Here is a 14,824-nt window from a genome sequence, read left to right as displayed (position 1 = left end):
AACGGACTTTATGACTTTCGCCTTTAAGACCTTCGACTCGGTTACTTTATGATATTTATACTACAACCTATTTTTATTCCCCGTAAAAGTACTGTTTTCAACTATTTCTTTATCAGAAACAGGCATATCTTCTACTTTCTTCTCTTGAAAATAAGCCGTTAGTTTTGAAGCATTTCGCACTACTTCTCCAATGACAATAATTGCAGGTGACGAAAGTTGGTGTTCTTGAACCAATTTTACAATAGAATTGATGGTTCCCACCACTTTTTTCTCCGTGTCTTTTGTTCCGTTCTGAATGATGGCAACCGGTAAATCATCGGTTCTGTTGTTTTGATAAATCGAAATAATTTCGTCTAATTTATTCATTCCCATCAAAATAACCACCGTTGCCGCGGATTGCGATGCCAAAGCCACATCTTTAGATAATTTATGATTCGAAGTAGTTCCGGTGATTACCCAAAAACTTTCGGCAATTTTACGCTGTGTCAAACTGATTCCGTTAGACGCCGGGACACCTAAAGCCGATGAAATTCCGGGAACAATTGCGGTTTCCAAATCAAATTTTTCAGCATATTCAATCTCTTCGCTTCCTCTTCCAAAAACAAATGGATCGCCGCCTTTCAACCGGACGACATGACCAAAACGTTTTGCCATCGATACAATCAATTCATTAATTTGATCTTGACTGTAGGCGTGACAACCAAAACGTTTCCCCACAAAAATAATTTCTGCCTGCGTCGCATATTGTAACAATTCCTCATTTACAAGGGAGTCATACAAAACAACAGCTGCACTTTTTAATGCTTTGATCGCTTTCAAAGTAATTAACTCTACATCTCCGGGACCTGCCCCTACGATTGTCAATTTTGGTGTATTGGAATTTTTCATTTTAACTGGGATAAATTGGTATTCAATTCGTTCAACTCGGCAACAGTATTTATATTTTTAAACACCTGTCTTTTTTCATTCGGAATCGGAATCAATTGGCGTTGTACAGTTGCAATAAAGCGCATCATTTTTAACTCATTTTCATCAATTGCCTTTTATAAAACTGGCAGTATTCGTTTCGAATAGATTCCTATCAAAGGATGCATCCGATTTGCCTCTTCAAAAGCAGTTTTTTATTTATGATAAATAAATTAGATTTATACAAAAAGACAAAAATTATATTAAAATCCTAGTCGTTTTATCGTTTTAGTTAAAAAATAAAAATAATTCAAGACACAGTCAATATGTGATTATTAAGCAAAAAACCTATTGTATCGTCGTTTATTAAGATAATTAACTGAATATAAAACAGACTAATATAAAAATATATGTTATTTTTTACATAATTCGTTTTTTGGATAATTGCAAATTTACTATAGTTATGCAAAATTTATATACACACGAACCTTTTCTTCTTTAAAAAAAATAGTTACACATAGCTTAAGCCCTGTAAGCAATACAAAAAACAGAAAGATACTAATAAATTTTATTTGAGAACTATTTATAAAACAACCACTGCATTTCCCTTATTACTCTTTTTTAATACAACAAAAGCATTCCTAATTTAAGAAATCGTATTGATTTTAAAACAAGGCAAGAATCGTGTTGTTCCCGCTGAACCAATAGCGGTTAAATTCCTGAAAAAAATATAATTACAAATAAAAATAATTTAAAACATTGATTTTTAGAATTTTGATTGAATACGCTTCGTCAAAAACCAATCCATTTTTGTTCTTGTCAGGCATGTATCAACCACAAACATACTTATCTATTCCGGTGCATTCAGGCTTTAATTTAAATAAAAACTATAGTATTTAACTTATATATATACCATATATTTTTATACTAAATATAAAATTGGACTTTAGCATTGTTGCAAGAATATTTTTTAACGCCTTAAATTCTAATTTATTATGAAAAAAACGTATTTGATAGCTTTCGTATTGCTCTTCTCTTTAAAAGGTTTTTCACAAGGTTCTCCAGATTATGGGGCTGGGATGAAATTCGATTTAAATGACGAAGGAACAAAATATCTAAGGGTGATTTCTTGGGCTCAAATTTGGTCCCAATACAATTCGGATCGCCCTTTAGATGCCAATGGAAACCAACAAGGCGATCTCGATTTTAGCGTTAGGAGATCCAGAGTATTATTGTTAGCACAAATTAATAAAGACTTTCTGATAGTCACCCATGTTGGATTGAATAGTTTAAATGCTAATTCAATGACGCCAACCGGACTTGGTGATGGCCCACAATTTTTTCTTCATGATGCATGGGCACAGTACAGTGTGGGCGCAAATAATGCCGTGGGAGCAGGGCTGCATTATTGGAACGGAATCTCCAGAATGAACAACCAAGGAACTTTGAACTTAATGACCTTAGACAATACGCGTCAAGGCTGGGCTACGCTGGGTTTATCGGATCAATTTGCCAGACATATTGGGGTTTATGCAAAAGGAACCGTTGGAAAGTTACAGTATCGCGTTTCTGTGAATGAAGCCTCAAATAATAATTTAGAACAATTAGTTGTGCCTACTAATGATGGAGCCGCCACCTATACCGGCAGAAGGTTATTGGGTTCAAAAGCTGCCGGAAAAACCTTTGCCGGTTATTTTGAATACAGCCTTTTTGATACCGAAAGTAATGTTTTGCCCTATAAAGTAGGATCCTATTTAGGAACACAAAAAGTATTTAATATTGGAGCCGGTTTTTTTTCCCATCCTAATGGTGCAGTCGTAGCGGATGCTTCGGGAAATATAAGTGGTGAAAATGTAAACATTTTTGCTCTGGATGCTTTTTACGATGTCCCAGTTGGCACTAAAGGAGGTGCCATAACCGCTTATGGTATGTTTCAAAAAACAGATTATGGCGAAAATTTTAGATTAGGAACTACATACGAAACCGGCTCTCTAGTTCACGGTCATGTAGGGTATGTTATTCCGGGAGAATCTAAAACCCGTATCCAGCCGTATGTATCTTATGACAATCGTCAAATTGATGTTTTAGACGATTCTGCAAATCAATTTGGAATTGGCGCCAATGCTTATTTCAGCGGCCATAATTCAAAATTAACGTTAGAATTTCAATCTCTGAAATATGCTACGTTCAACACCATCAATACCATTACATTGCAAGCCATGATCTATTTATAAATTAATCTAATAAAAAAAACAGTATGACAACACCAGAAAACGCAAGCGCCTATTGGAAGGAAAATATACGATACCTTTTTATTTTACTAGCGATCTGGTTTATCGCTTCTTTTGGAGCAGGAATACTATTTGCAGAATAATTAAACACCATAAAACTGGGCGGATTTCCACTGGGATTTTGGTTTGCACAGCAAGGATCCGGCTTTTATAGCCACTGCTGAAGCAAAAGGATTAAAGGGAAGTGAACTAAAAAATGACAATGACATTATGGTATTGGCAAATCCGGAAATTGCCAATTTACCGGATTGGGTTATTGCTTTGGTAGCTGCGGGCGCTTTGGCATTTCTCCAGAAGGTTTTGGTACAATCGCTATGCTAGCCAATTTCATTGTTGCTTTTATTATCAATAGTTTTACACCGGAACCACCGCAGGAAGTTCAGGAAATTGTAGAAAACATCCGAATTCCTTCTGGTGTTGGTGAAGACTCCTCCTTTAGAACCAATTTCAATACCAATAAAAAGCGCTATTCTTCAGATTGAATAGCGCTTTTTATTTACTACCAAAGATATTTTTGTCTAAAAAAAATTGCTACAAAGAGGCAAACCCTATTTAATTTTTAACACCCAATAAACTTCTACTTTCTAAAAACTGCTTTACATAAAACTGCAATTATCTACTTATAATTAAAGCATTCACCAATAAAAATAAATAGTGTGTAAAATAAATCTATTTTTTTAACACAATTCATTTTTAAATTGTTGCTAAATTACTATATTTATGCAAAATTTATATATATGGAGATTTTAAGCTGTCCTAAATGCCAAAACAATCAGATAATAAAAAGTGGCATAATCAACAGTAAACAAAGGTACTTATGCAAAAAATGCAAGTATTTTTTTACGGTAAATAAAATAGGGAAAAAGATTGATGATTACTATGTTACCAAGGCTTTACAGCTGTATCTGGAAGGACTCAGTTTTCGAGAAATAGAGCGTATTCTGGGCGTTTCACATGTTACGATCAGCAATTGGGTAAAGTCCTTTAACATCAAAAAACCTTCGCATGCAAATTACCACCCTACTTATAAGATTTTTAGTCACTTAGAACTGGTGGAATATCTCAAAAATAAACAATTGTTATCCGGAGCAGGCATGATCATTACAGAACTAGGAGACAAATTTATGCTCATAAAATGGGAACGATTCAAGGACTAACTATATCTCTTTACATAAAAATATATCAAAATTTTTTTCTAGAATTAAATAACTCAATTTGGCACTTTATTAACCAACCATTTAATAACCAAAATTTTATTTATGAAAAAAATATTTTTTATAGCGGTACTATTATTATTGTCGCTAAAAAGTTTTTCACAAGGCTCTACTGACTATGGCGCTGGATTGAAATTTAACCTGAACGAAGACGGTTCCAAATTCATGCGTGTAATTGCATGGAACCAGATCTGGATGCGTTCCTCTCAGATGAATCCAGGAACAATGATTGGTGGCGAAGCAACTTCAACTACAACCGACATTGGTAATCGACGTTTGCGTTTTCTAGCTTATGCACAAGTATCCAAAAGATACATGATCTTAACCCATTTTGGAATCAACAACCAAACTTTTATTAACGGTGGTGCAGCAGGATCCTCAGGTACTGGTGGCTACGGTGCCGGAAAAAAACCGGGTTTATTCTTTCATGACGCATGGAATGAATATGCAGTTGTATTGCCAGAAAAAGATAAGAAATTTAGTTTCACCCTCGGTGCTGGATTGCACTACTACATGGGATTGTCTAGACTTACGATGGCTTCAACACTAAACTTCTTAACCATAGACGCCCCTGTTTTTAACTGGCCTTTAATAGAGAACTCCGATCAGTTTGCCAGACAAGTAGGTTTATTCGCTAAAGGAAAATACGGTAAGTTAGAATACAGAATGAGTTATAATAAACCGTATGCTACGAATTTAACACCTACAAATACCTCGAATGCATCGAATGCCGTAGCTGTAGATAACAGTGGAAATACAAAATGGTCTAAAGCGGGTTATTTTGAGTATCAATTTTTAGATCAAGAAGCTAATGTATTGCCTTTTAAAGTAGGTAGCTATTTAGGAACTAAAAAAGTATTCAACATTGGCGCTGGTTTTTACACTGCGCCTGATGCCACAAAAACTTCTGTAAACAGCACTATCAACAAACATGACATCAAACTTTTCTCTGCCGATGTTTTTCTTGATATGCCTATTGGAAAAAAAGAAAACAAAATGGCCGTTACAGCTTACAGTGTACTATATGATTATGATTTTGGTCCTAATTATTTGCGTAATGTTGGGATTATGAATATTGGCTCAGTAGATCCAAATTTCACAGGGAGTAGAGCTATAGCGGGAGCTGGAAATGCACAGCCAACGATGGGATCTGGAAATATTTGGTACACACAAGCTGGTGTTTTATTGCCATGTAAAGAAGCGAAACCTAAAATTCGTATCCAGCCTTTTGGTGCTGTTACCTATAAAAACTTTGATGCTTTGGAACAATCAAGCACACAGTTTGATGTAGGATCTAACTTTTTCCTAGATGGACACCATGCCAAAATAACGGCACAATATTCAACTAGACCCGTATACACCTCTCTTACAAACCGCTCAGGATCATTAGGAGACTTCATAGTACAACTTCAAATTTATCTATAATCAATTTTAAAAATAACAATACATGAAAGAAAAATCAACAAAAGGAATTTGGAAAGTTATTTCCGCATCCTCAATGGGCACCATGATCGAATGGTATGACTTTTACATCTTTGGAAGTTTAGCAGTTGTAATTTCAACTAAATTTTTCCCTTCGGATAATCCAACAGCTGCTTTCTTATCTACTTTGGCAACATTTGCAGCAGGGTTTGTAGTTAGACCATTTGGAGCCCTTTTCTTTGGAAGATTAGGCGATTTAATTGGCCGAAAATACACCTTCATGGTCACCTTACTTTTGATGGGTGGAGCCACGTTCCTGATTGGTTGTATTCCGAGTTATGAAACCATTGGTTTTATGGCTCCTTTATTAGTATTAATTCTACGTTTGCTTCAAGGTCTTGCTTTGGGTGGTGAATATGGCGGAGCCGCAACATACGTAGCGGAGCATGCCCCTGTAGGACAAAGAGGCTACTGGACTTCGTGGATTCAAACTACTGCAACGGTGGGTTTATTCATCTCTTTGATGGTGATTTTAGCCACTAGGAATATCCTTACGCCAGAGCAATTTGACGAATGGGGATGGAGAGTTCCGTTCTGGGTATCTATCATCATGGTTGGCGTTTCCTATTTAATTAGAAAAAATATGGATGAATCTCCTGTTTTTGCTAAAGCAAAAGCGGAAGGAAAAACCAGTACCAATCCATTGAAAGAGAGTTTTGGAAATCGTTACAATTTGAAATTTGTCTTATTAGCTTTATTTGGAGCTACTATGGGTCAAGGGGTCGTTTGGTACACCGGTCAATTCTATGCCATGAATTTCATGAAAACAGTAATGGCTATTGATTCATCACAAGTTGACACTTTACTGGGAATTGCATTAATGCTTGGTACTCCGTTTTTCATCCTTTTTGGTTGGTTAAGTGATAAAGTAGGCCGAAAATACATCATGATGGGCGGGATGTTGCTAGCCATCATATTATACCGACCTATTTATAAAAGTATGTACGAAACTACCTCGATAGCCAATAAAACGGAAATGGTAGAAAAAACAACGCTAATCGCGGAGCTGAAAGAGAACAAGAAGCAAACCATGGACTCTATTTACACCACCAATAAAGAGTATGCGGATGGAACTACTTTTCAAGAAATAAAAACCGTACATTTAGAAAACGGAACGGCAGTAATTGTAGATGGCAAAGCAAAAGTAGACACCAAAACAACTATTAAGATCTCCACTGCTGACGAATGGTCGTTAATATTTCTAGTCTTCGTTCAGGTCATATTTGTTACAATGGTATATGGTCCAATTGCGGCTTTCCTTGTAGAGATGTTCCCTGTAAAAATTAGATATACGTCTATGTCGTTACCATACCACGTAGGAAATGGAATTTTTGGAGGACTGCTTCCTGCCATTTCAACCTATTTTGTTATAAATGCAAAAGAAGGCGGGAATCCGGAATTTTACCTCGAAGGACTTTGGTATCCAATTGTTATTGCTGCTATCAGCTTTGTAATTGGAATGGTTTACATTAAAAATAAAGACAAAAACGCTCACATTTAAAAAACACAGCTATGAATCAAATAAAAAGAATTTTAGGATTAGTTTGGATTGCATTAGCAGCTGCTGCAGCCTATTTTTGCATCTTCACTTTCGGATTGCCCAAATTTATGTCCGGTAAACAAGAGGATTTAGTATTCGGGATTATCATCCTATTCATACTCACCCCACTAATTGTTTTAGGATTGGGAGCCTTTGGGTACTTCTCCTTAATGGGAGATTACGATGAAAAAAACGATTAATTAAATGCATTCCTTAAAAACAATCTCTGCATTTTTTTGCAGAGATTGTTTATTTTTTTACAATGAAAAAAAGACATGAACAAAAGCTGGTTATACTCTCAGTGTTAATCTTATTAGCATTGAATATTCCGCTTTTGCTATTATTTGACAGTTCTAAACCTATTTTTGGTTTACCCCTAATTTACCTCTACATTTTTTCGGCATGGCTATTTTCAATCGCTATAACCTACTTAATCATAAAAAGATATTATGAATAGCGTAGGGGTTTTACTGATTTTAGCGCTTTATGTCTCCATTTTATTTTACATAGCGCATTGGTCTGAAAAAAGAAGACATTCTAAATGGACTAACAATCCGTATATCTATTCTTTTTCATTGGCAGTATATTGTACTGCTTGGACCTATTATGGCAGTATAGGAGTCGCAGCAGAAACAGGACTAGCCTATTTACCTATTTATTTAGGCCCTATTATTATTATACCAACGTGGATGATCATCCTAAAGAGAATTATCCGAATTTCGAGAGTAAATAAAATCTCCAGTATAGCAGATTTTATTTCTTTACGATACGGAAACAGTAGATTTCTTGGAGCATTAGTCACCATGGTTTGTGTTATTGGGATACTTCCTTATATTTCACTACAACTAAAATCAATTTCAGATACCTTTCATATTGTCAGCAAAACACAATCAAGCGACAACATCTTTACGGATACAACTACATATGTGTGTCTTGCTTTGGCATTATTTGCCTCTTATTATGGAACACGCTACGTGGATGCTTCCGAAAAAAGACGTGGTATTGTAACTGCCGTAGCCATGGAATCAATCCTAAAATTAGTTTTCTTTTTAATGATTGGCATTTACGTAACCTTCTTTGTTTTTGATGGGTTTGATGATATTTATCAAAAAGCGAGTGTCCTTGAAAATTTTGACAAAAAAAATACCATTGGCGGGATTACAAACGGAATCAACTGGTTTTTCCTTTGTGTGTTGTCTATGTTTGCCATTTTTCTATTGCCAAGACAGTTTCATACTGCCATCGTAGAAAACAATAAAGAAAGCCACATTCGAACAGCCATTTGGCTTTTCCCACTCTATCTGTTGCTTTTTAATCTTTTTGTTTTCCCAATTGCTTGGGGAGGAAACATCTTATTTGAGGGGCAAGGACTCAATTCCGATACCTATTCATTGTTAATCCCACAATATTTCAACAACAACACCGTAATGGTTTTAGTCTTTCTGGGCGGATTTTCGGCAGCGATCTCAATGATAATCGTTTCCTCAATTGCGCTCGCCACTATGCTTAGTAACAACCTATTAATCCCTTATGGCTTTATAGGTTCACTCGAGAATGATTCCCAGAAAAAAAACAACAAACGCATCTTGATCAGTCGGAAAATAGGCATTTTTTCCCTCATTATCCTGGCGTATGCTATCTATCGAATTTTTATTCTGGACTACTCTTTGGTTTCCATAGGACTTGTCGCCTTTGTAGTAATCGCGCAATTGGCTCCTTCTTTTTTTGGTGCCATATTCTGGAAAAGAGGATCAAAAAATGGTGCTATAACAGGGATTTTATTTGGATTTATAACCTGTTTTTATACCCTTCTAGTTCCTTACGCCATTGGGATAACCGAATCAACAAGCTTATTCATTCAAGAAGGCCCTTGGGGAATTGAACTTCTAAAACCATTTCAGCTTTTCGGACTGGATTATTTAGAACCTATACCACATGCCGTTTTTTGGAGTTTATTAATCAATTTGATGAGTTATCTGGCCATTTCCGTTAGTTTTAAAGGGAATTACAGGGAACGCAATTATGCCGAAATGTTTGTAGACATCGACAAATACATTACCAATCATGAAAATGCTTTTATTTGGAAAGGAACGGCCTATATCTCCGACATTCAAAAAGTATTGCAGCGATTTCTAGGGGAAGAAAGAACAAAACGTGCACTGACCATTTTCAATTTGAAATACAACATAGACAAAGACATCACCACCGCCGATGCCCGATTTATAAAATTTGCTGAGAATTTATTGACGGGACACATTGGTACGGCTTCCGCCAAAATATTAATATCAAGCGTGGTCAAAGAAGACAAAATCAGTCTGCCAGAAGTGTTGCGAATTTTAGAAGAATCCAAAGAAAACATCATCATCAACAAAAAGCTGACAGACACCTCAAATGAATTAAAAAAAATATCCGAACAACTCAAAAATGCCAATTTGGAATTAATAAACAAAGACATTCAAAAAGATGAATTTCTTGACACTGTTACCCACGAATTGAGAACGCCAATAACCGCAATTCGTGCGGCAAGCGAAATCCTTCATGATGATGATGACATTCCGGAGGAGTTGAGAAAACAGTTTTTGCAAAATATCATATCGGAGTCCGATCGTTTGAATCGTTTAATTGATAAAATTCTGGATTTAGAAAAATTTGAAACCGGAAAACAAAAAATTTACCTCTCTAAAAACAACATTTCAAAAACAATCAAAAAAACATTGAATTCCCTCCAGCAACTCCTAAAAAACAAAAACATAAATGTTGAATTTCAGGAGGAATCAAGAGAGATCAAAGCCTTTTATGACGAGGAACGAATCATTCAGGTGATTCACAATTTAGTATCCAATGCGATAAAATTCTGCGCTGAGACAAACGGGAAAATAGTGATTTCCATTCATGAAAACAAAGACAATATTGAAGTCAAAATACACAACAACGGCAAGGCAATTAAGAAAGAAGATTTTCAAGCTATTTTTGATAAATTTTATCAATCTCGAAACCAAAACGTAAAAAAACCAATAGGAAGCGGCTTGGGTTTAGCTATTTGCAAACAAATAATAGAACATCACAAAGGCAAAATTTGGGCCGAAGACGATACCGCTGAAGGCGCCACATTCGTATTTACATTACCCAATTATAATACAACAGAAAATAATTAAAAATGAAAAAAATTTTAATTGTAGATGACGAACCAAATATTGTAATGTCATTAGAGTACACTTTCAAAAAGAACAATTTTGAAGTTTTCATTGCGCGCGACGGTCAGGAAGCATTGGATATTTTAAAAAATAAACTTCCGGATGTCATTATTCTTGATGTCATGATGCCTATGGTGGACGGGTATGCAACATTAGAGCAAATAAAAAAAGACGAACGGTTGCAGCATTGCAAAGTCATTTTCCTTTCGGCAAAAAACAAGGAAAAGGACATTGAAAAAGGCCTTTCATTAGGCGCTAATTTATATGTAGTCAAGCCTTTTTCAATCAAAAAATTAGTCGACCAAGTTCATGAATTAATTCAATAAGAAACAAATTCAACACAATGACATACAAGGAAATTTATGAGGAAAGCATTGAGCAGCCAGAAAAATTCTGGGCTGAACAAGCTGATGCAATTGAGTGGTACAACAAACCGGAGACAATTTTGTCAAAAGACGAAAATGGCTATCCGCTTTGGTACAAAGATGGCGAATTGAACATTTGTTACCTGGCGTTAGACAAACACATTCAGGATGGCTGTGGGGACCAGGTCGCTTTTATTTATGACTCTCCGGTAACACAAACCGTAAAAAAATACACTTTTTCGGAAGTAAAAACCGAAGTTGCAAAACTCGCAGGAGGCATGCAATCACTGGGATTAAAAAAAGGCGACACCGCAATAATTTACATGCCCATGATTCCACAAACAGCTTTTGCCATGTTGGCTTGTGCAAGAATTGGCGTAATCCATTCCGTTGTTTTTGGAGGTTTTGCAACACATGAATTGGCCATCAGAATCGATGATTGCAAACCCCGGGCCATTATTACCGCTTCTTCGGGAATTGAAGTGGATCGTTTGATTGCGTACAAACCTTTGGTCGATCAAGCTATTGAACTCGCTTCACACCGACCAAAAAAAGTAATCGTTTTCAACAGAAAATTAGGCGCCCGAATTCCGTTTAAGAAATATGATGTAGATTATGATGCCTTGGTTTATGGCTCAGAAGAAACTCCTTGTGTTCCTGTAAATTCAAATCATCCGCTTTATATTTTGTATACTTCGGGAACGACGGGAAAGCCAAAAGGAATTGTAAGAGATACTGGTGGATATGCTGTGGCATTGAAATTTTCTATGAAATACATCTATAATGTCAAAGAAGGCGAGACTTTTTGGGCCGCATCAGATATGGGTTGGGCAGTAGGTCATAGCTACATCCTTTACGCTCCGTTATTAAATCGAAATACTACCATAATTTTTGAAGGCAAACCGATTAAAACTCCCGATGCGAGTACGTTCTGGAGAATAATTTCAGAGCATAAAGTGGGCACTATGTTTACGGCTCCTACCGCCATTAGAGCTATCAAAAAAGAAGATCCTGATGGAACATTCATCAAACAATATGATTTAAGTTGTCTCAAAAATCAATTTTTGGCGGGCGAACGTTGTGATAATGCCACTTTAGAATGGTATCAACAACACATTCCTATTCCTGTAATTGACCATTGGTGGCAAACAGAATCAGGCTGGCCAATGATTGCCAATTCTCTCGGCATTGAAAAAATGCCGGTGAAATTCGGTTCTGCCACAAAAGCAGTTTGCGGATATGATATTCGGATTTTCAATGAAAACGGTGACGAATTAAGCGCCAATGAAGAAGGCTTGGTTGTCATAAAACTACCTTTGCCTCCGGGAAATATGTTGGGTATCTGGGAAAACGAAGCCCGTTTTAAAGCCAGTTATTTCAGCAAATTTGATGGCTATTATCTATCTGGTGATGGTGGTTATAAAGATGAGGACGGTTATATTTTCATCACCGGAAGAACGGATGATGTTATCAATGTAGCAGGACACCGCTTATCTACAGCTGAAATGGAAGAAGTTGTTGCTTCCCACCGATTCGTTGCAGAGTGTGCGGTCATTGGAATTCAAGATGATTTGAAAGGACAAATTCCGTTGGCATTGGTCGTAACGAAATTAGATATTGCAATAGAGCATTATCAATTGGAGCAAGAAATTATTAAATTGATTCGCCAGCAAATTGGAGCGGTCACTTCTTTACGAAATGTAGTTATTGTAACGCGCTTACCAAAAACGCGCTCGGGAAAAACCCTTCGGAAACTACTGCGCAACATTGCAGATGGTGCCGAATTCCAAATTCCGTCGACCATTGACGACGAATCGATTGTGGAAGAAATTATCACCGCATTAAAAAAGTATAAAATAGGAATTAACAACATATAAAATTTATCAATAATCATGAGTTACTATAAAATTAATAATCTAGAAGAGTACTTTAAACATTACAAAAAATCAATTCGTGAACCGGGAAAATTCTGGGACAAAGTGGCCTCAGAGAATTTTACTTGGTACCAGCAATGGGATAAAGTAGTTGATTTCAATATGGCTGACGCCGAAATAAAATGGTTTACCAATGCCAAAGTAAACATTGTAAAAAACTGTATCGACAGGCATCTTGCTAAAAAAGGAGATAAAACAGCTATCATTTTTGAACCGAATGACCCAAATGAAGAGGCATTGCATATTTCATATAATGAGTTATACGAGCGTGTTTGCAAAATGGCGAATGTCTTAAAGGAGCAAGGCATACAAAAAGGAGATCGGGTTTGTATTTATTTACCCATGATTCCTGAATTAGCGATTACCACTCTGGCCTGCGCCAGAATTGGAGCAATCCATTCGGTTGTTTTTGCAGGATTTTCCGCCTCGGCAGTTGCCGCAAGAATCAATGACAGCGAATGTAAAATGGTCATCACTTCAGATGGTGGGTATCGCGGGAATAAAACCATCGATTTAAAAAGTATCGTTGACGAAGCCTTATTGAATTGCCCTTGTGTAGAGAACGTTTTAGTAGCTAAAAGAATCAACTCCACTATCCACATGAAAGAAGGTCGTGACCAATGGCTGCAACCACTTTTAGACCAAGCTTCGAATAACAATGTGGCTGAAATCATGGATGCCGAAGATCCTTTGTTCATCCTTTATACTTCCGGTTCAACAGGAAAACCAAAAGGAATGGTTCACACTACAGCCGGTTATATGGTGTATTCTGCATATACGTTCAAGAACGTTTTTAATTATGAAGACAATGATATTTTCTGGTGTACCGCTGATATTGGCTGGATTACCGGACATTCCTATATTCTTTACGGCCCGTTATTGAACGGAGCTACGACCGTAATTTTCGAAGGCGTTCCCTCTTATCCTGATTTCAGTCGCTTTTGGCAAACCATCGAAAAACACAAAGTTACCCAGTTTTACACGGCGCCAACAGCGATTAGAGCTTTGGCAAAAGAAAGCATCGAATACGTGCAACGCTACCAGTTGACCTCTTTGAAAGTAATTGGATCTGTAGGAGAACCCATCAATGAGGAAGCATGGCACTGGTACAACAACCACGTAGGCGATAAAAAATGTCCTGTGGTAGATACGTGGTGGCAAACGGAAACCGGAGGAATTATGATCTCACCAATTGCCTTTGTAACCCCGACAAAACCTACTTATGCTTCATTACCTTTACCGGGAATCCAACCCGTTTTGATGGATGAAAAACGAAATGAAATAGAAGGGAATCAGGTTACCGGAAGTTTGTGTATTAAATTTCCTTGGCCAGGAATTGCAAGAACAATTTGGGGCGATCATCAACGGTATAAAGAAACCTATTTTTCTACCTTTCCAGGTAAATATTTCACTGGCGACGGCGCTTTGCGTGACGAGGTTGGGTATTACAGAATCACTGGACGTGTAGATGATGTAGTAATTGTTTCCGGACACAATCTGGGGACTGCCCCTATTGAAGATGCCATCAATGAACATCCTGCTGTTGCGGAATCAGCCATTGTAGGTTTCCCGCATGATATCAAAGGAAATGCGTTGTATGGTTTTGTAATTCTAAAAGAAACCGGAGAATATCGCGACAGAGAAAACCTGAGTAAAGAGATCAACCAACACATATCCGATCACATAGGACCCATTGCCAAATTAGACAAAATCCAGTTTGTTTCCGGTTTGCCAAAAACCCGTTCCGGAAAAATCATGCGCAGAATTTTGCGTAAGATTGCCGAAGGGGATTATTCTAATTTTGGCGATACCTCAACCTTGTTAAATCCTGAAATTGTGGAGGAAATCAAAGACGGTAAAATTTAATATTTAGTTGTAATTGTAGTTAAAAACTGCTT

At 36.8% G+C, this 14,824-nt stretch carries 11 protein-coding genes and 2 pseudogenes; 12 read left to right on the top strand and 1 reads right to left on the bottom strand.

Features of this window, described 5'->3' with window-relative positions:
• Positions 1-60: 60 nt before the first annotated feature.
• A complete protein-coding gene (cobA, locus tag EKM05_RS01900) occupies positions 61-888 on the bottom strand; it encodes a uroporphyrinogen-III C-methyltransferase (protein ID WP_126553136.1) in 828 nt (275 codons plus the stop codon).
• A gap of 1,013 nt (positions 889-1,901) precedes the next feature.
• Between cobA and EKM05_RS01895 the strand changes: the two genes are divergently transcribed.
• The 12 genes and pseudogenes from EKM05_RS01895 (at position 1,902) to acs (ending at position 14,792) form a co-directional block, all read left to right on the top strand.
• Positions 1,902-3,140, top strand: a complete 1,239-nt coding sequence (locus tag EKM05_RS01895) for a hypothetical protein (RefSeq protein ID WP_126553134.1) — start codon at positions 1,902-1,904, stop codon at positions 3,138-3,140.
• A 23-nt stretch (positions 3,141-3,163) separates the two neighbouring features.
• Positions 3,164-3,340: pseudogene (locus EKM05_RS01890) on the top strand (DUF4212 domain-containing protein); the annotation flags it as partial.
• Positions 3,324-3,518: a hypothetical protein gene (locus EKM05_RS14475; protein ID WP_199749573.1), complete on the top strand. Its 195-nt coding sequence runs from the start codon at positions 3,324-3,326 to the stop codon at positions 3,516-3,518. The pseudogene EKM05_RS01890 and the gene EKM05_RS14475, both read left to right, overlap by 17 nt.
• Positions 3,476-3,679, top strand: a pseudogene (locus EKM05_RS14470) (hypothetical protein); the annotation flags it as partial. The gene EKM05_RS14475 and the pseudogene EKM05_RS14470, both read left to right, overlap by 43 nt.
• Positions 3,680-3,934: 255 nt before the next feature.
• Positions 3,935-4,354 (top strand): helix-turn-helix domain-containing protein, encoded by a 420-nt coding sequence (locus tag EKM05_RS01880; RefSeq protein ID WP_126453860.1) that lies wholly within the window; start codon positions 3,935-3,937, stop codon positions 4,352-4,354.
• A 102-nt stretch (positions 4,355-4,456) separates the two neighbouring features.
• Complete coding sequence (locus tag EKM05_RS01875) at positions 4,457-5,836, top strand: porin (RefSeq protein ID WP_126553132.1); 1,380 nt, start codon at positions 4,457-4,459, stop codon at positions 5,834-5,836.
• A 22-nt stretch (positions 5,837-5,858) separates the two neighbouring features.
• Complete coding sequence (locus tag EKM05_RS01870; RefSeq protein ID WP_126458370.1) at positions 5,859-7,394, top strand: MFS transporter; 1,536 nt, start codon at positions 5,859-5,861, stop codon at positions 7,392-7,394.
• A gap of 11 nt (positions 7,395-7,405) precedes the next feature.
• On the top strand, positions 7,406-7,633 hold the full coding sequence (locus tag EKM05_RS01865; protein ID WP_126453866.1) for a DUF6814 family protein: 228 nt from the start codon (positions 7,406-7,408) through the stop codon (positions 7,631-7,633).
• A gap of 249 nt (positions 7,634-7,882) precedes the next feature.
• Complete coding sequence (locus tag EKM05_RS01855; protein WP_126553130.1) at positions 7,883-10,588, top strand: ATP-binding protein; 2,706 nt, start codon at positions 7,883-7,885, stop codon at positions 10,586-10,588.
• A gap of 2 nt (positions 10,589-10,590) precedes the next feature.
• A complete protein-coding gene (locus EKM05_RS01850) occupies positions 10,591-10,953 on the top strand; it encodes a response regulator transcription factor (protein ID WP_126453872.1) in 363 nt (120 codons plus the stop codon).
• 17 nt (positions 10,954-10,970) lie between these two features.
• Complete coding sequence (locus EKM05_RS01845; RefSeq protein ID WP_126553128.1) at positions 10,971-12,869, top strand: AMP-binding protein; 1,899 nt, start codon at positions 10,971-10,973, stop codon at positions 12,867-12,869.
• Positions 12,870-12,884: 15 nt separating this feature from the next.
• A complete protein-coding gene (gene acs, locus EKM05_RS01840) occupies positions 12,885-14,792 on the top strand; it encodes an acetate--CoA ligase (RefSeq protein ID WP_126458363.1) in 1,908 nt (635 codons plus the stop codon).
• The last annotated feature ends 32 nt before the right edge of the window (positions 14,793-14,824 follow it).

Origin of the sequence: Flavobacterium sp. GSP27 (assembly GCF_003970395.1) — a bacterium.
Taxonomy (GTDB): domain Bacteria; phylum Bacteroidota; class Bacteroidia; order Flavobacteriales; family Flavobacteriaceae; genus Flavobacterium.
Note: the sequence above shows the minus strand (reverse complement) of the source record. Positions and strands in the feature narration are given on the sequence as shown.

Coding starts and splice junctions, on each gene's coding strand:
- EKM05_RS01865 (WP_126453866.1), top strand. CDS start 7,406: ATGAATCAAATAAAAAGAATTTTAGGATTAGTTTGGATTGCATTAGCA.
- EKM05_RS01880 (WP_126453860.1), top strand. CDS start 3,935: ATGGAGATTTTAAGCTGTCCTAAATGCCAAAACAATCAGATAATAAAA.
- EKM05_RS01855 (WP_126553130.1), top strand. CDS start 7,883: ATGAATAGCGTAGGGGTTTTACTGATTTTAGCGCTTTATGTCTCCATT.
- EKM05_RS01870 (WP_126458370.1), top strand. CDS start 5,859: ATGAAAGAAAAATCAACAAAAGGAATTTGGAAAGTTATTTCCGCATCC.
- cobA (WP_126553136.1), bottom strand. CDS start 888: ATGAAAAATTCCAATACACCAAAATTGACAATCGTAGGGGCAGGTCCC.
- acs (WP_126458363.1), top strand. CDS start 12,885: ATGAGTTACTATAAAATTAATAATCTAGAAGAGTACTTTAAACATTAC.
- EKM05_RS01875 (WP_126553132.1), top strand. CDS start 4,457: ATGAAAAAAATATTTTTTATAGCGGTACTATTATTATTGTCGCTAAAA.
- EKM05_RS01895 (WP_126553134.1), top strand. CDS start 1,902: ATGAAAAAAACGTATTTGATAGCTTTCGTATTGCTCTTCTCTTTAAAA.
- EKM05_RS01850 (WP_126453872.1), top strand. CDS start 10,591: ATGAAAAAAATTTTAATTGTAGATGACGAACCAAATATTGTAATGTCA.
- EKM05_RS01845 (WP_126553128.1), top strand. CDS start 10,971: ATGACATACAAGGAAATTTATGAGGAAAGCATTGAGCAGCCAGAAAAA.